14 protein-coding genes and 3 pseudogenes are annotated in these 20,770 nt (G+C 57.4%); 13 read left to right on the top strand and 4 right to left on the bottom strand.

Translation table 11 applies throughout. The annotated features are described in order from the left end of the window. The first annotated feature begins 507 nt into the window (after positions 1-507). Both FFM53_RS34490 and FFM53_RS34485 read left to right on the top strand, forming a co-directional pair. Complete coding sequence (locus tag FFM53_RS34490; protein WP_138390055.1) at positions 508-1,833, top strand: O-antigen ligase family protein; 1,326 nt, start codon at positions 508-510, stop codon at positions 1,831-1,833. Beyond that, positions 1,830-3,959 (top strand): right-handed parallel beta-helix repeat-containing protein, encoded by a 2,130-nt coding sequence (locus tag FFM53_RS34485; protein ID WP_138390056.1) that lies wholly within the window; start codon positions 1,830-1,832, stop codon positions 3,957-3,959. The genes FFM53_RS34490 and FFM53_RS34485 overlap by 4 nt, the downstream gene beginning before the upstream one ends. A gap of 387 nt (positions 3,960-4,346) precedes the next feature. Here FFM53_RS34485 and FFM53_RS34480 read toward each other — a convergent pair whose 3' ends face one another. Further along, a complete protein-coding gene (locus FFM53_RS34480) occupies positions 4,347-6,575 on the bottom strand; it encodes a choice-of-anchor Q domain-containing protein (RefSeq protein WP_138390074.1) in 2,229 nt (742 codons plus the stop codon). Between the two features lie 428 nt (positions 6,576-7,003). Between FFM53_RS34480 and FFM53_RS34475 the strand changes: the two are divergent. Further along, positions 7,004-7,171 (top strand): annotated as a pseudogene (locus FFM53_RS34475) (IS6 family transposase); the annotation flags it as partial. 375 nt (positions 7,172-7,546) lie between these two features. Here FFM53_RS34475 and FFM53_RS34470 read toward each other — a convergent pair. Next, a pseudogene (locus tag FFM53_RS34470) lies at positions 7,547-7,738 on the bottom strand (transposase); the annotation flags it as partial. 235 nt (positions 7,739-7,973) lie between these two features. Between FFM53_RS34470 and FFM53_RS34465 the strand changes: the two are divergent. Genes FFM53_RS34465 through FFM53_RS34450 form a run of 4 tightly spaced genes read left to right on the top strand, consistent with a single transcriptional unit; the run spans position 7,974 to position 13,276 of the window. Next, positions 7,974-8,840 carry a WecB/TagA/CpsF family glycosyltransferase gene (locus FFM53_RS34465; RefSeq protein ID WP_138334195.1) on the top strand — a complete coding sequence of 289 codons (867 nt, stop codon included), beginning with the start codon at positions 7,974-7,976 and terminating at the stop codon, positions 8,838-8,840. A gap of 7 nt (positions 8,841-8,847) precedes the next feature. Continuing rightward, positions 8,848-10,341, top strand: coding sequence for a sugar transferase (locus FFM53_RS34460; RefSeq protein WP_138334194.1), 1,494 nt, complete (start codon positions 8,848-8,850; stop codon positions 10,339-10,341). A gap of 45 nt (positions 10,342-10,386) precedes the next feature. Further along, a complete protein-coding gene (locus FFM53_RS34455) occupies positions 10,387-11,430 on the top strand; it encodes a UDP-glucuronic acid decarboxylase family protein (RefSeq protein WP_138390057.1) in 1,044 nt (347 codons plus the stop codon). A 4-nt stretch (positions 11,431-11,434) separates the two neighbouring features. Then, positions 11,435-13,276 (top strand): glycosyltransferase family protein, encoded by a 1,842-nt coding sequence (locus FFM53_RS34450; protein WP_138390058.1) that lies wholly within the window; start codon positions 11,435-11,437, stop codon positions 13,274-13,276. A gap of 178 nt (positions 13,277-13,454) precedes the next feature. Here the strand turns inward: FFM53_RS34450 and FFM53_RS34445 are convergent, their stop codons facing one another. Continuing rightward, positions 13,455-14,231: a response regulator transcription factor gene (locus tag FFM53_RS34445; protein WP_138334189.1), complete on the bottom strand. Its 777-nt coding sequence runs from the start codon at positions 14,229-14,231 to the stop codon at positions 13,455-13,457. Between the two features lie 552 nt (positions 14,232-14,783). On the opposite strand from FFM53_RS34445, the gene FFM53_RS34440 reads away from it, so the two are divergent. The 6 genes from FFM53_RS34440 to FFM53_RS34415 are packed head-to-tail and all read left to right on the top strand — an operon-like array spanning position 14,784 to position 20,315. Further along, entirely contained in the window at positions 14,784-15,290 is a 507-nt protein-coding gene (locus FFM53_RS34440) for an acyltransferase (RefSeq protein WP_138334187.1), read from the top strand. Further along, positions 15,287-16,324: a Gfo/Idh/MocA family protein gene (locus FFM53_RS34435; RefSeq protein ID WP_138334185.1), complete on the top strand. Its 1,038-nt coding sequence runs from the start codon at positions 15,287-15,289 to the stop codon at positions 16,322-16,324. The genes FFM53_RS34440 and FFM53_RS34435 overlap by 4 nt, the downstream gene beginning before the upstream one ends. Beyond that, positions 16,321-17,424, top strand: a complete 1,104-nt coding sequence (locus tag FFM53_RS34430; RefSeq protein WP_138390059.1) for a DegT/DnrJ/EryC1/StrS family aminotransferase — start codon at positions 16,321-16,323, stop codon at positions 17,422-17,424. The genes FFM53_RS34435 and FFM53_RS34430 overlap by 4 nt, the downstream gene beginning before the upstream one ends. Further along, positions 17,414-18,133 (top strand): acyltransferase, encoded by a 720-nt coding sequence (locus FFM53_RS34425; protein WP_138334181.1) that lies wholly within the window; start codon positions 17,414-17,416, stop codon positions 18,131-18,133. The genes FFM53_RS34430 and FFM53_RS34425 overlap by 11 nt, the downstream gene beginning before the upstream one ends. Continuing rightward, on the top strand, positions 18,130-19,104 hold the full coding sequence (locus FFM53_RS34420) for an NAD-dependent epimerase/dehydratase family protein (protein WP_138334179.1): 975 nt from the start codon (positions 18,130-18,132) through the stop codon (positions 19,102-19,104). The genes FFM53_RS34425 and FFM53_RS34420 overlap by 4 nt, the downstream gene beginning before the upstream one ends. Beyond that, the gene (locus FFM53_RS34415) at positions 19,101-20,315 is read left to right on the top strand and encodes a DegT/DnrJ/EryC1/StrS family aminotransferase (protein WP_138390060.1); all 1,215 of its coding nucleotides are present in this window, start codon (positions 19,101-19,103) and stop codon (positions 20,313-20,315) included. Before FFM53_RS34420 ends, FFM53_RS34415 begins: the two co-directional genes overlap by 4 nt. 241 nt (positions 20,316-20,556) lie before the next feature. On the opposite strand, the pseudogene FFM53_RS34410 reads toward FFM53_RS34415, so the two are convergent. Next, a pseudogene (locus FFM53_RS34410) lies at positions 20,557-20,712 on the bottom strand (O-antigen translocase); the annotation flags it as partial. Between the last annotated feature and the right edge of the window lie 58 nt (positions 20,713-20,770).

Here is a 20,770-nt window from a genome sequence, read left to right as displayed (position 1 = left end):
AGGATTTCGCCTTGAGCCGGTAGGGTCACCGCCGAAAACGCCGCAACGCGTGACGCTCCCTTTATATAACGTACAAAACCAGGACCATGACGCAGAACCATTGCAATCCCAACCCTTCTAAGCGTCACCTGCCAACAGCCGGCTGCGCCAGAATTATTGCCTCACTTCACCGGAAACTGCGGCTCAGCGCGACGTGTTTCGCGGTATGCTTTCATCGTCAAGCTACCGGTGATTGGTCACAGGTGACATCTCCTCTTATGGGCAATGTCGTGGGCCCCAGCACCAACTTTTGGGGGAGGGGTAGACCGTAAGCTTAATCCAAACAACGTCCTTGGATGGTGGGTATGGACGTTAGGCTTAGCCCCGCCTTCGTTTGCGTTGGTTGACCGGGGACGTGGCGGGATGATTGTTCGTTGGTAAGCAGCGCAGCTATGAAAGGGGACCCATGTCTTTCCAAATTGCAGCGATCAACAACCTCTCATCTGTCCAAGCAAGTCGGGACGGGTAATGCGAGCGTATACGCTTAGGATAGCGAATGGGCCGACTGTCAGTTGGCGGGCAATAGAGTGCTGGGGCGCCGGCCTATGCCTTTTTCTTCAGACAGGCGCGCTTTTCCCGCTCATGCTGGCGGATGCCGACGGAGGCCTTAGCGATCATGCCAAGTCTATGTTGCGTCTGCTTTGTTTACCCGTATACGGGTTTACATTGCTGATGCTGGCACGAAATTTTCCGCAATTTCTCACCGCGCTCAAGCGAAATTGGCTTGTCCCGCTGATGGTCGCCATGCCCTTCGTGTCTGTCTTCTGGTCGGTTGGCCCGTCGACGACTCTCAGGCGTGCCATCGGCCTGCTCTTCACCGTACTTCTGGCTTATGTGTTGGCGATACGCTTTACACCAAGGCAGTTACTTCTCATTGCATTTGCGACCTTCGGAGCATGTATCGTCCTCAGCCTGTTGATTTTTCTAGTATCACCGGGGCTCGCTCGCATGCCCACGGACAGCGCGATGCGCGGCATATTCATCCACAAGAACAGCCTTGGTTGGTACGCCGGCATGATGATACTGGTGTCGACCGCCGTCGCAATGGACAGCAACCGAGGATTGCGGCGAACCGCTTTGATCTTGTTGGCGGCGGGCGGGGCTTGTCTCTTCCTTTCCGGATCGATGACCGCGACAATTGCGACGGTATCGGCATATTGCCTGATCGGGTTCTACTCCATGTTGCAGCGAATCCGTGGCATCGGTCGCATCGTCTTCATCCTGTTTTTCTTTCAAATGTTCGTCGGGATCCTCCTTTTGCTTCACGAATTCCTGGTCCCATTCCTTGAGGCGCTTGGCAAGGATGCCACTTTGACGGGCCGAGTGCCCTTGTGGGAGCTGGTCGATGGCCAGATCGCCGATCATCTGCTGCTCGGCTTCGGCTACCAAGCGTTTTGGACAGAAGCGAATCCCGAAGCCTGGATTATCTGGTCAAAGATCCAATGGATGGCTCCTCACGCTCATAATGGATTCCGCGATACGCTGCTGAGCTTCGGAATAAGCGGAATGACTTTGTTCGCTCTGATGCTTTTGCAGGCACTCCGCCAAGGGGCGGCCCTCCAATGCGGGGACCCGCATTATGGCTGGCTCTGGCTGAACGTCTTCATGGTTGTGATTTTGGTGATGAACCTGACCGAGACAATCTTCCTGATCCAGAATGACGCGATTTTCATTCTGTTCACAACAGCCATCATCATGTTCTCTCTATATGAGCCTGTTGTTACTTCGACGGCCCCCGGCCGGCAATTGCGAGTACGGGCCCGCAGCAGAACGGCGGAGCTGCAAATCTCATGAGGCAGCGCTTCGCACCGATCTTGAGCATTTTGCTTGCGATGCTCTTTCCGCAGCCGGGCAAGCTGGCCTCGGTGAGCCCGGACGCAGATGCGCCCGACAGGCTGCGGACGGCGGTCAGGGAGGCAACCTGCGCGGAAGCCTCGCCGGCGACCTTTTCGGACAAGCTGAAGGGGACTTCACTGAGCAACATATTGACCGGAGCACCCGCGGCCCGGGCAGTATTCTATGTCTCTCCCGATGGCAAAGACACCTGGAGCGGGCACCTTCCTAAAGCAAATTCTCGGCGTACAGACGGTCCTTTTGCCAGTATTGAAAGAGCGCGGGATGCTGCGCGCCAGAAGGGCGGCCAGAATACGATCGCAATGGGCAATGGGGATTACTATCTTGCTGAACCGATAGTCTTCGATGCTCGCGATGCGGGCCTGATCATCGCGGCGAGGTGCAACGAGGCGCCGGTTCTGCACGGCGGCCCGATTGTGCGCAATTGGACGGCGCAGGCCGATGGTCGCTGGAAGGCGTCACTGAAGCTGCCTGCGGGCCGGGATGTGGGCGATCTTTTCGTCAGCGGCGCGCGCCAGATGCAGGCTCGCTTTCCCAACGCTCCACTCGATGGAGACCCGCGCAAAGGGTGGCTTTTCGCGGCCAAGTGCACGCAGGACGACGATGAATGGCATGGTAACACGCGCTTTTGCTTCCATGCCGGCGATCTTCCGATCTCAAAAAATGCAGCAGGGCTTGTCGCCCACATCGTCGGTGGTTTTCACCCCGGCAGCCAGTGGGGCAGTGACACCCTCCCAGTGGTTTCAATCGACACCGCGAACCGGGCGATAAATACCCAAGGCACCAGCTATTTCTTCACCGCAGAAGGCAGCCGCTATTTCCTGACCGGGGCGGCGGCGCTGCTCGATGCGCCCGGGGAGTGGTGGTACGACCGAACCAAAGGTCAACTCGATTATATCCCGGCCGATGGACTACCAACAAGTTCTACGGCTGTGGCCGGCATCCTGCCGACCCTCTTCAGGCTGGATGGAGCCGACGGGATGGTTGTATCGGGGCTCCAGTTTCGGGATGGGGATCCGCGGGGCAGCGGCAAGTTCGGTACCGATACCAGAAGCTTTGGGGCCATACGGCTCGATCACTCGGACGGTGTTCGGCTGCTCGGCAACTCCATCGACAATGTCGGCGTCGGCATCCATGTTTCCGAGAGCAAAGATGTCTTGATTGCCGGCAACGTGATTGGAGATGTGGCTGGCAACGGGATTTACGTTGGCACGACCTATGGCAGCTTCGGCAAATCCGACGGTGCCATAATCCTGTCGAACCATATTCATGACATCGGAAGGGTTTACTTTGAAACCGCGGGGATATGGTTCCAGGCGACCGACAGTATCAGGATCGCTCATAACCTGGTCGAAAATACTGCGCAGTTCGGTATCGCCGGCGGCTCACTGTGGGGAGCACAAGACGCAGTCCACGACGCAGTCATCGAACATAACGAGATCCGCAATGCCAATCAGCAGACGGCAGATGGCGGTGCAATCAAGCTGATGGGCGAGCAGGCTGACCTCCTGAACAGCAGCATCCGCTACAATCTGGTCACCGGGACAGGTCAACTCATGAACAGGGCCGATGGGACGTTTTGGCCTCCCGGATATGAAAATATCAATGAATGGCCGACTCCCATTAGTTGGGCGATCTACACCGATGGCAAGGCCAGTGGTGTGCGCATCGAAGGAAATACGCTGTCGGACAATATATCGGCGATCGGCATCAACGGCGGCTGGAGCAACTTGGTGACCGGAAACGTTATCACGCACGGATCGGGCGCGGCTTTTCGCGTTGATGACGGTACGGGCAGGGGTTGGCGTCCGTCATGGGCACGTCCTAATCGTATCGAGAGCAATATCGTGTCGATCGACGGTAGCAACGGGCTTGCAGCCTATGTCTACGCTCCTGACCATGGGCCTGGATACGTGCAGTTCGCGAATAACCGCTACGCCGGCAATTTGAACGACAAGAGCTTCCGAATACATCCCGGGATCATGCCTTCGGGAGAATTTGGCAGTTTACAGGATCTTCAGAAGGCTGGGGCGGACACCGAAAGCGTAGTCGCGCGGCCCGAGTAACGAAAGGGCGATACGACGAGCGGTGTTCCCGGGGCGTTCCGGTAGTCACTGGCGAGATCTGCCCGAGCGGCTTGGGAAGGCGATGAGGAAATTCGCCCAGGCCCAGACGACATTCGCCGTCGGTGAGCCGAGCTTTGCCCCTTGCGCGAAGGGAATGCAGAACGGCCTGCCGCTGACCCCGTTGACGAAATGCGGGATGCCGTTGGTCAGAAATGCCGCGGCGATGAAATGGGCAATCTAGGCGATCCAGGGCAAAGGTTTCTCCGTTGCGGCCTGAGTGGCGTCAACGGAGAATGTGGCCGGGTTTTTTTCGTGCCGGCAAGCGGAGAGACACGACTACCCGTGACGCTGTAGGCCCGCCGCCTGAAAGGCGACGGGCCGACCTGGTTAGACAAGCAGGAAATCTTTGAAGTGAAGTGCTGCGGAATTATCGAGATCCGCGACATGGACGGCCGCGCCCGCTGCGCTTCCATCCGCGTCATAGGATAGAATGCCGCTCTTCTGATCGTAGATCAGCTTGTCATCAGCCTCCAGCGCTTTTGTTCCCAGAACGAAATTCTCGTCCGAAAATTGGGATAGGCTGAGCGCGGCGAAAATCGAATGATCGAGCATCAGCTTGTCGCCCGCCGCGGAGGAAAAATCCCGGATGTGGTCGACGCTGATATTGTCGGGCTTCACATTGAAGACGAAGGTATCGCCGCCGCCGCCGCCGGTCAGAATGTCTGCGCCGGCTTTTCCGAACAGCTTGTCGTTGCCGAGTCCGCCGTTCAGCTTGTCCGCGCCGGCCCCGCCATCGAGAATGTTGCTGCCGCTATTTCCGGTCAGCACGTCGTTGTAGCTGGAGCCAGTCAAGTTTTCGATGCTGACGAACTTGTCACCGGCGGCATGGCCGCCCGTTGCCGCCCCAGTCGCCAAGTTGACGTTGACCCCGCCGGAGCCCGCATAGCCGGCCGTGTCGTTGTCGGCACCACCATTGAGGACGTCCCCGCCGGCGCCGCCGCTGAGCTTGTCCGCGCCAGCCCCGCCATTGAGAACGTTGCTGCCGCCATTGCCGCCGGTCAGCACGTCGTTGTAGCTGGAGCCAGTCAAGTTTTCGACGCTGGCGATCTTGTCACCGGCGGCCTGCCCGCCCGATGCGGCCTTGGTCGCCAAATTGACGCTGACCGCGCCGGAGCCCGCATAGCTGGCCGTGTCGTTGCCGCTGCCGCCGTCGAGCACGTCCGCGCCGGCGCCGCCCTTCAACACGTCACTGCCGCCGAGACCCTTGAAGGTTTCGTTGCCGCCGTTGGACTGACCGGTGTGTGGCAGGATGTCGTTGCCGTTGGTGCCGGTGAATACCTTCGTCGGTGTGGTTGGCGTTCCCGGTTGCGTCGGCGTGGTTGGCGTTCCTGGGTTCGTCGGCGTAGTTGGCGTTCCCGGTGTCGAGCTGGAGCCAGATTCGTAGGCACCCATGTCGACAGTTCCAACGACGCGAGCGTGGCCGTCCAGATCGAGCGAGCCGACGCCGTACTTGCTGGTTCCGCTGTCGATCGCCGACGAGCCGGAGCCGAGGTGGAAGTTGTCGCTCGCTGCCCCCGCGAACTTCGGGTCGATGCCGAGCTTGTTGCCGTTCGCCGCGCTTGGCATCGCGTTGCCGCCGTCGGTCTTGACCGATGCCTGACCGGCCGTGCCGTTGTAGGTGATGTTGTTGGCCCAGACGACGTTAGTGTTCTTGTAGCTGTCGGTCGACGTGTTATCGATCGCGGTGTTGTTCTTGTTCAGCGATGGGTCCGCCACGGCGATGTTGTTGACCCAGGTGTTGTTGCTCGACGCCGAATTGCTGAGCTCGCCGCGCCAGGTGCCGCTGTTCGCCGGGTCCTGATTGTTGTGGTATGCGGTGTTGTTTTTCACCGTGACGGAGTCGCTCCAGGTAACCTGGATGCCTTTGCCGCCGTTCTCGTAGACGAGGTTATTGTCGACCAGGGTCTTGAACGTGTAGTTCGGATGACCGCTCGTCTGCGTGCTCTGGAAATCGTCGATGATGATGCCGTTGCCGTCGGTGTGCGCACCCGACTTCGTGACGTTGTCGTGCGAGATGTTGTCCCGAACGATCGTCCGGTAGCCGTCGGTCGAGGTATCGCCGGTGATGTTCCGGTTCTGGTAGATCGAGATGCCCGAGAACCAGCCCGTCGACGCGTTATTGTAGGTCTCGTTCCCTTCGATGCGAATGAAGTCCGACCAGTTGAACTGAATGCCCGACTCCCCGCTGCCGTGGACCTTGTTGTTGAGAACTGAGATGTGGTGGACATTGTTCGCTTCGATGCCGTCGCCTTTGGCGCCGCCGATGTCAAAGCCGTCGATTGTCACGTAGTTGGCGTTGACACTGATCGCGTTCCACGAGCCCGCGGGCGGCCGGATCAGCGCCCCGCCAGGCACTTCCGAGCGCAGTGTGATGTCGGCTGCCGCCGAGCCGTCTTTGTCGATGTTAATAGCCTCGTTGTAGGTCCCCGCCTTCACCACGACCTCGTCGCCGGGCTTAAGGTTCGACGCCATCGCGTCGCCGATCGTGCGGAAAGGAGAGGAGGTACTGCCGTTACCACCGTTGCTGCCAGTCGTTGCTACGTAGTATGTTGTCATGGTCTTGTTCCTCAACCCCCGCCCGTTAATATTTGCGGTTAATCCTGCGTTACGGCGGCAGGTTATAGGGCGACATTCTGGAGGGCGCAACAGCAACGCAACAGTAAGTGCTTGAGAAGCATAGCCTTATTGCTGCCACAATATCTTAATCGATCCAAAGTTACGTTTTGAAATATTTGGTGAATTTCGAGTCGCCCAAAATGTGGCAGCTTTAATATCTCGCTTGCCGCGAGTTATTCTTTCTACAACCATGGCGACATGCATCCATTGAAAACTTTAGAAAATCCTGATGGGCGTGGCTGGATTGTCCCCGCCAAATGCGGAATCGACATTTTTTTCAGAATTCGGCAATTTTGGGCAGTATCGCCTTACGATTGGTGCTGATCGAGATGGCAATGTGAGGTCGACCGTAGCGATTCGACCAACCCATTGCCCAGCATTTCAAGCGCCACCGCTTTCCCGCCGAGATCATCGGGCATGCGGTGTGACTACACTTTCCGTTTCCGCTGGGCCTGCCTTATGTCGACAATCTGCTTGCCGAGCGTGGAATCGATGTCTCGTTCCAGACCGTGTCTGAGTGGGCGATCAAGTTCGGCCGCTGGTGCGAGACCTCGGAACGGTGGCGCTTAGATCGGTGGCCTGGGAAGTCCCTCTCTATGGAATCCGGCTTGCTCCGTCGGCTGACCCGGCTTGGATCGATCCGGTGTGCAAGATGCATGCACCATATTCATCTCATAAGCGGGCCGCCCCGCAGGGTCCCTGGTTTTTCTCGCCGCGTTGTAAAGAAGCATATCGACGGTTGCCGCAGACCTATGAGTTGCCCCGGTCGCAGTAAACGGATGGGGACAACTGTTTAACTCGGATGGCAACGGTGATGGCCGCCGCTTCGATCTTGCTCTGCATCCGGCAGTCCCGGTAGAAGATCAATGGTAGCGGACGCTTTGCCTCCCTAGAGCGTGGCGACGATTTAACTATTTGAGCCACATTGCGATTGCGGCGAGCTTGGCCAATCCCATGACGTTCACGAGCAGTTTGTCGTATGGGGTTGCGGCGCGTCGAAACTGTTTGAGCTTGCTGAAGAAGCGCTCGATGCGATTGCGCTCCTTGTAGAGGTCTGCGTCGTGGGCGCGCTGCACATTTCGGTTGCGCTTTGGCGCGATGACGTGCTGCGTTCGGCTTTGCCGAGATCAAACCGCTCTTTCGGGACAGCGCTCATCAAAAAGAGCAGCCTGGCAAGCAGTGGGGGTACGTTGCCTTACTTCGAATATGTAACCGATCTCGGCGTAAGACGTAGAAACATGAAGTCTCTTCTACGTCCAATAGTTAGAGCCGCAAGTATGGAGGCAATCGTCTTGGCAGCATATTCTGATGACAGTTTAGATCGCGAAAGCGTAGGTCATGAGAAAGCAATCAGCAGACGGAAGCCAAGATTCAGTTCTCAATCAAACGAGTTCTTTGGAATGTATTAATGTCCTTGGTGTTCGCATTTCGGCAGTTAATCTCAAAAGCGCGACTGGATTTATTCAAAAAGCGATCGAAGACGGCAGGAAGGAATATGTGTGCGTTCGCGACGCGCACGGTGTGGTCCGGTGTCAAGATGATCCCGAGCTCCGGTCGATACATAACCGGGCTTTCCTCGTAACACCCGATGGCATGCCGTTGGTATGGGCATTGAAGCGTGCCGGTCATGCTGAAAGCGATAGGGTCTATGGACCTGACCTGATGTTATCCGTTTTCGATGCCGGCAGCTCCAAGGGCTTGCGCCACTTCCTTTATGGCGCAACGGCCGAAACGCTCGAACAGCTGCAGGCGCGCCTTCTCGCAAAATTTCCGCAAGCACGGATCGTCGGCTCCTATGCGCCACCTTTTCGCAAACTGTCGACGCGGGAGGAAACGGAGATTGCTGACCAGCTCAATCGATCGGGCGCCGATATCATCTGGGTCGGGCTGAGCAGTCCCAAGCAGGAACTCTGGATGGCGCACATGCGCGATCGTCTGGAAGCATCGATGCTCATCGGTGTCGGAGCCGCATTCGATTTCCACGCCGGCCTCAAGCGGCAGGCTCCAAGGTTCATTCAAAGAAGCGGCTTCGAATGGGCGTTTCGTCTTTTATGCGAGCCGCGACGGCTGTGGCGGCGCTATGCGGTCGTCGTGCCGACCTTCATCTCACTGACGGCATTCCAGAGACTGGGGCTTCGGAAGTTTCCGATCGAAGACGCGGTTTTTGGATCAAGCGCGCCAAAAGCAGCAGCTGTAAAGGTGTAAAGCCATCATGTCCTTATTTGCGTCGCCAGCAATGACACCGGGTCCGTCGAAGGCAGCCACATCAAATGACATGACCTCGCGGGCGATTGCGGCAGGTTCCGTGCCGCCCATAGCAGCTAAGACCGCCGATCCCTTTGACCGGGCAGGGCTGAATATGCCCGCCGCACTACAGCGCCGGCTTCCTCGGCTTGCAACTTCGTCCTTGCTGGTCGCCGGCGACATTGCAAGCTATTTGGTTGCTTATTTTGTTGTCCTGTCCTTTTTCCCCAGTGGTTTGGAGGGCACGCTGGCGGCGCGTACGTTCACGATCGCAGCACTCGCCGCGATTATTCTTTACGCATCGGCCGGCCTCTATCCTGGATATCGGTTGCATGATCACGAACATCTGCGGCGGCGCACTGTAGCTGCCGTCAAGGTGGCTGTCCTGGCGGCGTTTGGAGCAATTATCCTGCCGGAGGGGGAACGACTGCTGCTTGCCGTCATTGGGTTCCTCGCTCTCGGGCTGATTGTTCAGCCATTTGTGCATTGGCTTGCACAGGGCCTGTGCTGGAAACTTGGAGTCTGGGGGGAGCGCGCGGTTGTCATAGGGGGAGGCAACCTTACTCCCGCTCTCGTGGCCCATTTCAAGAACCACTGGCAGTATGGCATCAGGCCGGAGGCCATTTCCCCCGATAGTTTGGAGGCATTGCCCGACGGCGGGCCATCCATTGCCGTGATTGCGGGCGACAGAGGCGCGCTTGCACCCGATTTGGCGGCTATGCGTCGGAAGTTCGCCGAAGTCATTTTGCTGTCCGATACGCCGAGCCTCAAGGTAAGCGGATTGCGACCTGCGGATGTCGGCGGAGAAATCGGTATTCGCCTCACCAACAGTAGGAGTTCAGTGAACTCGGACCTGGTTCGCCGGATCCTCGATCTCGCAATCGCCATCCCTGCAACAATCGTGGTCGCGCCATTCATCGCGATTGCAGCGGCCGCAATCTATGCCATCGATCCAGGCCCCGTCTTCTTCCGGCATACCAGGGAAGGGCTGTCCGGTAAGCCGGTGCACGTCCTGAAATTGAGGACGATGTACCAGGATGCAGAACAGCGCCTTGAAGCACTATTCCGAGACGACCCTAACATGCGCGCCGAGTGGTTGAGTCACTTCAAGCTCAAGGACGATCCGCGCATCCTTCCGGTTATAGGACATATGCTGCGCGCTTCGAGCATCGACGAGCTCCCGCAACTGGTGAACATCATTGCAGGGGATATGGCCTTCGTCGGACCGCGTCCGTTTCCAGAATATCACCTCTCAGCGATGGATAGCGAATTTCGTGACAAGCGGCGTTCGGTAACGCCGGGGCTGACGGGCCTCTGGCAGATATCCGAACGAAGCAATGCGGATATCGAACTGCAGCAGCAACTCGACGAGTTCTACATCGACAACCGGTCTCTGTGGTTCGACTGCCAAATTATTCTCAGCACAATCCCTGCGGTCTTCAAACGCAGGGGAGCCTACTGACCATCCTCGCTTCCGCGAGGCAACCATCAACAACGGAGCATACCAATGCACGGACAAAAGCGAATTATGGTAACCGGCGGCACCGGGTTTTTGGGATCATTCCTGTGCGAAAGGCTTTTGCGAGAGGGCAATGACGTCCTCTGCGTGGACAATTACTACACCGGTTCGCGCGACAATGTGCTGCATCTTCTTGACGATCCTCGCTTCGAGGTGCTCCGCCATGACATTACCTTCCCGCTCTATGTGGAGGTCGACGAGATTTACAACCTCGCCTGTCCGGCATCTCCGGTCCACTATCAGCACGACCCCGTGCAGACCGTGAAGACCAATGTACACGGGGCCATCAATATGCTCGGCTTGGCAAAACGCACCAAGGCGAAGATCTTCCAGGCATCCACAAGCGAAGTTTATGGCGATCCGGCAGTCCACCCTCAACCCGAGGAGTATCGAGGCAGCGTCAATCCCATAGGACCGCGGGCATGCTATGACGAAGGCAAGCGGTGCGCCGAGACGCTGTTCTTCGACTATCATCGTCAATATGGCGTGGAAATCCGGGTGGCGCGGATCTTCAATACCTACGGTCCGCGCATGCAGACCAATGACGGCCGTGTCGTCTCCAATTTCATCGTTCAGGCGCTTCGAAACGAGCCGATCACCATCTTTGGCAACGGCAGGCAAACACGATCGTTCTGCTATGTAGACGACCTGATCGACGGCTTTATCCGTCTGATGGGCGCGCCCGCTGGGGTCACGGGGCCCATCAATCTCGGCAACCCCGGAGAATTCCAGGTCCGTGAATTGGCGGAAATGGTGGTCGAAATGACCGGATCGAAGTCCGGCATCGTCTTCAAGGATCTGCCAGTTGACGATCCGACACAGCGCAAGCCCGATATCAGCCGCGCAACGCAACAACTGGGCTGGCAGCCGAAGGTGAACCTTCGTGAGGGGCTTGAGAGAACGATCGCTTATTTCGAGTGGAAGCTTTCCGGCGGCGCAAGGAACTGGCCCAGCGCCAAGTCCTCGCAAGAGGCTTATCCGCATCTGGCGTCCGCGAACGTCGAACTCACTGCTCCTGAAGCCATTCGATAGGGACATGAATAGCAACGTTAATGATCGAAAACCGCGGCTCGTTTTTTTTCAATGGGACCATCAGCCCAATGCGACCGCGGCCGGTTACCTGCTGCTGCACATGCAGCAGCAGGTCAAATGCCTCGCAACACATTTCGATGTCGTCGTCATTAACCGCGACTGCGACTATGCAGAGATATGCGACAGGTACGAGCCGGATCTGACGCTGTTTGAAAGCGGTTATCGGTCGCATGGGTCGCGTCGGATAAAAATCACCAACACCAATACCCATATCGCCGTTCCGAAGCTTGGCCTTCATAACGCCGACGCATGGTGCGATCGACGCGCGGGCTTCCTTTCCGATATGGAGCAGTGGGGCATCGAGACGTATTTCGCGATCGCAACGATGACTCCGGAATATATGCCGGCGGTGAAGGAGAATCTGTTCGTCTGGCCAAATTTCATCGATCCCGAAGTCTACCACGACTATGGCCAGCAAAAGGTCATCCCGGCCATGCTCACAGGTCAGGCCTACGGCCTTTATCCCTGGCGACAGACGGTCTTTCCGATGATCCGCGACCGTTACCCCTGCCTGGTCTCGCCGCAACACGCCTATGAGAGCAAGCTAGCTTCCCAGCTCCTGTCTGGAGAGGCTTATGCGCGCGCGCTCAACGCGAGCCTCATCGTCCCCACATGCGGCACTATGGGCGGCGAGGTCGTACGCAAGCACTTCGAGATTCCCGGGGCAAATGCCTGTCTCGTGACCGAACGCACGGCAGCAGTGGAGGCAGCCGGCTTTGTCGACATGGAAAACTGTGTCTTTGTTGACGGCCACAACGTCGTCGAGCGACTAGATTACCTTTTTGCCCATCCCGACGAAATACGGCGTATCACGACAGCCGGTTACAGTTTGATCCATGCGTGTCATACACTGAGCCACAGGCCGCAAATATATCAGTGGTTCATGCTGAACAAAGGCCTGCAGTTCGGCGAAAAGATCATCCAGTCCGGCCCCTTCGGCGATCTTACAAAGGTCCAGCGGATCTCCAAGCAAGAGAGCGTCCATGTCGTGGGGGAAGCGAGCGATCGCGCTTTGCTGAAGCAGGGCGACCTGCTTCTCGAGCAGGGCAGGGTGGAGGAAGCCAAGCAGTGCTACGCGCGCTGCCTGGACTATGTATCCTACCTGCCCGAAGCCAAATTCCGCCTTGCCATCTGTGCATTGCAGGAGGGCGACGCCGATCGCGCCTATGACCTTCTGGTGGATCTGGTCAAGGTGACCATGACCGAATATGGGGCACTCACCCCGGATCCGGCCGAGTGGGCGTACTTCCTTCTCGCTTTGATCTGCAGAGGCCAGTTTGAGCGGGCGCGGAGGCTGCAAGATTTCTATCCATCTCTATCCCACGACGAATTCAGGCGCGCGCGCCTCGTCATCGCGCAACTCGGTGGCTCAGGCGATGGGGTCGTGTCGGGACGGTATGGCAGGGATCGAAAAAGCATTCATCAGATTCCCGATCGGAGCGATTCCGATTGGCTTGCATGGTTCTCCGATATTCTTGAGCGCTGTCAGCAGCCAGATCTTGCAAATGTTCTTCGTCGCGCTCCCGTCGGCGGAAGCAACGCTGGCGAGAAAGTAACATTTCTACACTTCAAACGTGATGCTGGTTGGCGTCTGCGACTATATTCAGGCGTCGATGGCCTGATGGTCAGACTGCGCCTGAATGGCCTGCGGCCGAATGTACCGCCGCTGCCTGAGTTCCGATATTTCTGGCATCTTGCGCGGGGTCTGGTCCCCCATTCGCAGAGAGGCCCGTTGCGCAGGATCCGAACAGCGCTTTCCAGGCTTCCTATGGGCACCGGCAATTAGCTGTGGGAAAATTGCACATGCAGACAGTCTCACCTGGAGAGGCGTGCATGACAAACTTTCCAGGTGAGGCTGAAGATGCAATCCCGGACTCGGTGGCGTATTTGCCGTGCAGCCACCGAGGATGTTTAGAGCGAGAATGCGCTCCTGATGCGATCCAAGATCTGATCGGCCGACCGCATCAGCACAGGCTGTTTGTCGCAGAGCCGCCCGAAAGAAAAAGATCGTTGAGCTTGAACACGACTTCCGTTCTGTTCGTCGCTTTGACCTTTTTCATAATATTGCGAACATGCACCTTTACAGTGCTTTCTCGCAGGTTGAGCTCATAAGCGATAATTTTGTTTGCCTTTCCGCGTCGGAGCGCCTCCACGACTTCGACCTGACGATCCGTGAATATGCCGGATAGCGGGCGTGCGGTCGAATTGCTCGAGTCCAGCAAGTGACGCATGGCAAACAGGGCGCTTGCAGGCACAAAAATTCCTCCTGCCACCGACAGCGCGATCAGCTCCATACAGACGCTGACGCTGACTGAGGCGGGTATGAACCCTTTGGCTCCGTACTCAAGTGCCCTAACGATTTGACCGAAATCGTCGCTATCGGCCAATACGATGAGTGGCGTCGATGCGAATTCCGACGAAAGCTTCCGGATTTGCTCCGAAACGGTCGGTTCATCGATCTTTTTGCCGCCGACGTTCAAGAGGATTGCCGAAAGCGGAGGATATTCGTCGCGCTTCTGCTTCCACTCCTCAATTGATCCAAAAGCCAGAATCTGCAAATCCGCTTTTTGGGCAGCCATGCATTGCGCCAGGCATTGACGATCGAGCTCACGATTATCGAGAATGACAAGAGAATGCGTGTGTCTTCCCGGCACGGCAGATGTGTTCGGATTATCTATCCTGAGGGGAAGAGCTACGTTCTCCTGCCTGAGGTCCAAATTCGATATAAGTGCTGAATTCACAGCTTCACCCTCCCCTAACACGTTACGCTCAACTACGACCCGAGTACCGACCCCTCTCAATACGGGGGTTTAGGAAACTCTAAAGTAGGAATCGAATACCACAATTCGCGGAGCGTTACAGTAGCTAATATAGGCTAAGTAGCGCGCAACTTCCATTGTAAGCCGGAAATAGAAAGATAAATCTGAAGTAGTCTTGAGTGTTACTAGATAGATTGCTGAATAAACTTCATCGTTACACCGTGCTTTGCGACGGGCCACTAAATGCATGGAAACAATCGCAGTCTCCGGCGTAGGACCGGCAACGGATGCGGTAGGTGAGCCCGCCACCAACGTTGGTCTATGTATGAACATGGGCGTAAGTCATCATAAGTAGATACGCCTTTAGGTGAATAACCTTAAACGTTTTGTTTCTTTACTCAGATGCAGAAAACAATTCTCTTTGGGATGTAGAAAAATATTAGTCCTGTCGGTGTGAAACCTTGGGTGCAATTAGGCGATTGTTGGTTTCAACTGAAAGTCTGGACCTGTTCAAGAGTTAGGGGTTTTGCAGGGATGATTGCATCAAACGTCAAGCTGGATGACGGCACCATTATCCACCATCCGGACCTCGTGAATCTTTACGGTTGTACGATCGGTGCCGGAACGCGCATCGGCACCTTCGTTGAGATTCAGAAAAACGTCCTAGTCGGAAAAAGCTGCAAGATCTCCAGCCATTCCTTCCTCTGTGAGGGCGTGACGCTGGAAGACGGCGTTTTCATAGGCCACGGGGTCATGTTTACGAATGACATATACCCGCGCGCCGTCAATCCGGATAGCAGCCTTCAGACGGAGGCCGACTGGATTGTCGTCCCGACCCTGGTCAAGCGCCATGCGTCGATCGGCAGCAACGCCACCATTCTGCCTGGCGTCACGATCGGAGAGGCTGCGCAGGTCGGCGCTGGAGCGGTTGTAACAAAGGATGTGCCCGATGGCGCCATTGTCGCTGGCGTTCCGGCCAGGATGATCGGTCGCGTTAATGACGGGCCAGTCGACATGCACGCGTTGGGAGGAATGAAATGATCGGCATCGCTGTTGTTGGGTATGGGTATTGGGGCCCGAATCTGGTTCGCAACATCTCGGAGGCGGCCGGAGCGCAGCTCATTTCTGTCTGTGATCTCAATGTCGAACGGTTGGCGGCTGTCAAAAGCCGGTATCCCGCGGTGACGATCACCGATGATTTCGAGGAAGTGCTGCGCGATCCAAGAGTGGATGCCATCGCTATCGCGACGCCAGTCTTCACCCATTTCAAGCTCGCAATGCAGGCTATGATGGCCGGAAAGCATGTCTTCGTCGAAAAGCCGATGGCATCGACGACGGAGGAAGCTTCGCGGATGGTCGAAGAGGCCACACGCCGACGCCTCGTGCTGGCAGTGGATCATACCTTCGTCCACACCGGCGCCGTCCGCAAGATGCGCGAACTGGTCGAGAACGGCTTAGGCGACATGTATTATTATGACTCGGTTCGGGTCAATTTGGGGCTCTTTCAGCATGATGTCAGCGTCATCTGGGACCTCGCGGTGCATGATCTCTCCATCCTGGACCATGTTGTGCAGGAAAGGCCGGTGGCTGTTTCAGCGACAGGCATGAGCCATGTACTCGGCGAGCCGGAAAACATCGCCTATCTGACGCTCTTCTTCGAAAGCAAGCTCATCGCACACATCCACGTCAATTGGCTGGCGCCGGTCAAGGTGCGCCGCACGCTGATCGGTGGCAGCAACAAGATGGTCGTCTACGACGATCTGGAGCCCAGCGAAAAAATCAAGGTCTACGACAAGGGCATCACGCTGAACCCCAATTCTCAGGCTTATGGCGAGAAAGTGCATCAGATGATGGTCGGCTACCGCAGCGGCGACATGTGGGCGCCCAAGCTCGATATGACCGAAGCACTGAAACGCGAACTGGATCAGTTCGTCGAGTGCATCGAGCAGAATTCGCGGCCCATTACGGACGGCCATGCCGGCCTGCGCGTCGTTCGCATTCTGGAAGCAGCAAGCCGGTCGTTAGCCCAGCGCGGCCGCATCATCGAGCTCGAAGAGGCAAGGCGCATCGCATGATCCCGTTCCTGGACATTAAGGCGCAATATCAATCAATCAAGGGTGAGATTGACGCCGCCGTGCTCGGCGTCCTCGCCTCGGGGCAGTACGTATTGGGCGACGAGGTCGCGCATTTCGAGCAGGAATTCGCCGACTATTGCAACGTCAAGCATGCGATAGCCGTCAACACCGGAACGAGTGCCTTGCATCTTGCCCTGCTTGCGGCGGGCGTTGGTCCCGGCGATGAGGTCATTACGGTGCCATTCACGTTCGTCGCAACCGTGTCGGCGATCTGCTACGCGGGCGCACGACCCGTGTTCGTCGATGTTGAGCCCGTGACACTCACGATGGATCCGGCGGAGGTCGAGGCAAACATTACTCCCCGCACCAAGGCCATTGTTCCCGTCCATCTCTACGGTCAAATGGCCGATATGGACGCGATCAAGGCAATTGCCGACCGCCACGGGATACCCGTCATCGAAGACGCCTGCCAGGCCCATGGCGCGCAATACAAAGACCACCGCGCCGGCAGTATCGGCCTATCCGGCTGTTTCAGCTTCTATCCGGGCAAAAACCTCGGCGCCTGCGGCGAGGGGGGTATGGTCGTTACCAATGACGATGATCAGGCCAAGACGATGCGCATGCTGCGAGACTGGGGCCAGGAGCAGCGCTATCACCATCTGCTGAAGGGCTTTAACTATCGCATGGACGCCATTCAAGGCGCGATCCTACGTGTCAAGCTCCGGCACCTTGAAGCCTGGACCGAGGCGCGTCGCAGTCATGCGCGCCGCTATTCTTCGCTGCTTGCCGGATCGACGGATTTGACAATCCCTGTCGAAGCAGCCGACCGGCGTCACGTCTATCATGTCTATGCCATAAGAAGCCGTGATCGCGATGGGCTTCAACGCCTGCTCAGCGCGGAAGGCATTCCGTCCGGGCTCCATTATCCCATCCCTGTTCATCTGCAGAAAGCCCATGCCGACCTTGGTTACCAGGCCGGGGATTTCCCGGTCTCGGAAGCCGCGGCACGGGAGGTCCTCTCGCTGCCGATCTATCCAGAGATGCCTTTACGACACGTCGACCAGGTGGCCGCCGCACTGGAGTATGCTTATGTCAGTTAACCGCGCCGGCGAGGCTCGACTGGTGCAGGCGGTCCATGGTCGCCATGAAAGGCCGGCAGATCCTGGCTACCAAACTGGGTTGGTCGAAGAGCTCAGGCAATCATACGGGCGCGCTGGTCTGATAGACCTTTACGGTCGTTTCGCCACAGGCGACGGTGTCGTCGATACACTGATGCGGAAAGCCATCTGGCAAGCGATCGCGCGGAGCTGCGGCGCGGGACTGCAGGTTGCGGGCGGCGCCGGTTTCAAACATCCTGAAACGTTTGAAATCGGCAATGGCGTGTTCATCGGCGCTCAGGCCTATATCCAGGGACGCTTCGACGGCACTTGCGTAATCGGCGACAATGTCTGGATCGGCCCGATGGCCTATTTCGACGCACGCGACCTGGTTATCGAGGATTGTGTCGGCTGGGGCCCTGGCGCCAAAGTGCTTGGGTCGACCCACACCGCACTGCCGGTGGATGTGCCGATCATTCGCACGGATCTCGAAATCAAGCCGGTTCGCATCGGCGCATGGGCCGATATTGGAACGAATGCAACTATTCTTCCCGGCGTGAGCATCGGAAAAGGGGCGATCGTCGGAGCAGGCGCAGTCGTTGTTTCCGATGTCGAACCGTTTTCAGTCGTGGCGGGTGTGCCGGCGAAGTTCATACGCTGGCGCACGGAAGCCGATCCTGTGCTGGATATATCGCATGGAGGAAGATCGTGAGAGATCAACGGGTACTCATTACCGGCGGGGCCGGCCTGATCGGGTCGCATATCGCCGATCTCGTCGCATTGGAGAAGCCGCGCGAGATTATCATCCTCGACAACTTCGTGCGTGGACGCCGGGACAATCTCAGTACGGCAATAGCTGGCGGGTCCGTCAACATCATCGAGGGAGATATTCGTGACAGAGCGTTGTTGGCGAAAACCTTCGAGGGCGTGGATATCGTCTTTCACCAGGCGGCCATCCGCATCACGCAATGCGCCGAAGACCCACGGCTTGCCTTCGATGTACTGGCCGAAGGCACGTTCAATGTTCTCGAAGCTGCCGTAAAGGCAGGTGTGTCGAAGGTCGTCGCTGCCTCTTCTGCCTCTGTGCTGGGTTTGGCCGAGAGCTTTCCGACCACCGAAGCGCATCATCCCTATAATAACAGGACGATCTACGGCGCGGCCAAGACGTTTAACGAGGGGCTGCTTCGCAGCTTTGCGGAGATGTACGGCCTGCGCTATGTGGCGCTGCGCTATTTCAACGTATACGGGCCGCGAATGGACGTTTACGGCGCCTATACCGAAGTGTTGATCCGCTGGATGGAGCGCCTGGCGACCGGAATGCCACCCCTTGTCTATGGAGATGGCAGCCAGACGATGGACTTCGTCGATGCACGTGACATCGCCCGGGCAAACCTGCTGGCTGCGAAGAGCGATGTCACGGATGAAGTGTTCAATGTCGCGAGCGGCGAGGAAATAAGCCTCCTGCAACTTGCGCAGATGTTGAGCAGCATCATGGGTGTCTCACTCGAACCGCAGCATAAGGAAGCCCGCACGGTCAACGGCGTGACCCGTCGTCTTGCCGATATCAGCAAGGCCGAGAAGCTTCTGGGCTTCAAGGCGGAAATATCGATGGAGCAAGGGCTTCGAGACCTTGTCGCATGGTGGCAGATGAAGACCGCTGCGGCAGGAGGGCAAGCTGCATGAGCTCGTCTCTATCAACGATTCCGGTCGCCAAGCCCGTCCTCGGAGAAGAGGAGGCTGAGGCCGCGCGCCGTGTAATTATGTCAGGATGGGTTACGCAGGGGCCGGAAGTCGCGGCCTTCGAGGGCGAATTCGCGGCCTTTGTCGGCGCTGCACATGCCTGCGCCGTTTCAAACTGCACGACCGCACTGCATCTCGCCTTGATGGCGGTCGATGTCGGCGCCGGCGATGAAGTCATCACGGTCAGCCATTCGTTCATCGCCACCGCGAATGCTGTTCGATACTGCAATGCGGTGCCTGTCTTCGTCGACATCGAAGCAGATGGTTACAATATCGACCCCAGCCTGATCGAAGCAGCCATCACGCCCCGCACCAAGGCAATCCTATGTGTGCATCAGCTTGGCATGCCTTGCGATCTCCGCTCCATCGTGGAGATCGGCAAGCGCCATCAGCTCCCGGTCATCGAAGATGCGGCATGCGCGACGGGAAGCGAAATCCTGTGGGACGGGCGTTGGGAAAAGATCGGCAAGCCGCATGGCGACATTGCCTGTTTCTCCTTCCATCCCCGAAAGGTCGTTACGACAGGTGATGGTGGCATGTTGACCACCGCCAATCCCGAATATGACCGGAAATTCCGGCTGTGGCGTCAGCATGGCATGAGCGTTACCGATGCTGTTCGCCATGGCTCGAAGCAGGTGATTTTCGAAGACTATGACGAATTGGGCTACAACTACCGTATGACGGACCTTCAGGCTGCCGTCGGAAGGGAACAGTTGCGGCGGTTGCCGGGGCTGATTGCACAACGGAGGCGGCTTGCTGAGCAATATTGTGAGCGCCTGTCTACGATCCCTGGGATCTCACCGGTCGAGCCGCATTGGGCTCGCAGCAACTGGCAGAGCTTTTGCGTGAGACTGCCTGATGCCGTCGACCAGCGGACGGTCATGCAGGCATTGCTCGATCAAGGGATCTCGACCCGGCGCGGTGTGATGAATATTCATCTGGAAGGTGCCTATTCCGACCAGAGTTCTCATCGCGCCGCCACAAGTCTGAAGCGAGGCGTGGCAGCGCAACGGCAAACGATAGTTCTGCCGCTTTATGCTCAGATGACGGATCTCGACATCATCAGGGTTGTTGAAGCACTTCGAAGTTCATTGGCTGAGGGGGCCAGCATACCCGCCGCCGTACAGCACGATCGGGACATCGCGCTTGTATGATTTCCTGATTGCGTGATGCAATCTTCGTTGTGCCGAAGGGCCTGATGCGCATCGCCTTGATGCGCATTTTTTGTTAGAGCCTTTCCTGATCAGATTGCAGCATTCTGTTGGCTCAAACGGAGTCGGATGGTCGACCGGCCGGCGCGCGTCGTAGCCCAGTTCTAGGGCCAAGCCGGCCGGTCGATCAGGCGGCCCGTTTCAGCCAACCCGAAGGGCCGGGCATCTTTCCGCCAGGATCAAAGAGCCCCACGCCTTCTGGCCCAAGCAGAACGGCCAGGGCCTTGTTGCGAATGATGCTCAAAGCGACGTTCACGAGCGAGGAACCGCCCATCAGCATCGTCGACTTGAGGTTCTGGGTATAAGTCTGCCCACTGGCTGGGATCATGCGCAAAGTCATCAATTATCCTTAGCCGCTATGCTGTGGGACGGGATCTCCGGCGCGCTGTCGCCGACAT

This window comes from Rhizobium indicum (assembly GCF_005862305.2).
Lineage (GTDB): Bacteria > Pseudomonadota > Alphaproteobacteria > Rhizobiales > Rhizobiaceae > Rhizobium > Rhizobium indicum.
Note: the sequence above shows the minus strand (reverse complement) of the source record. Positions and strands in the feature narration are given on the sequence as shown.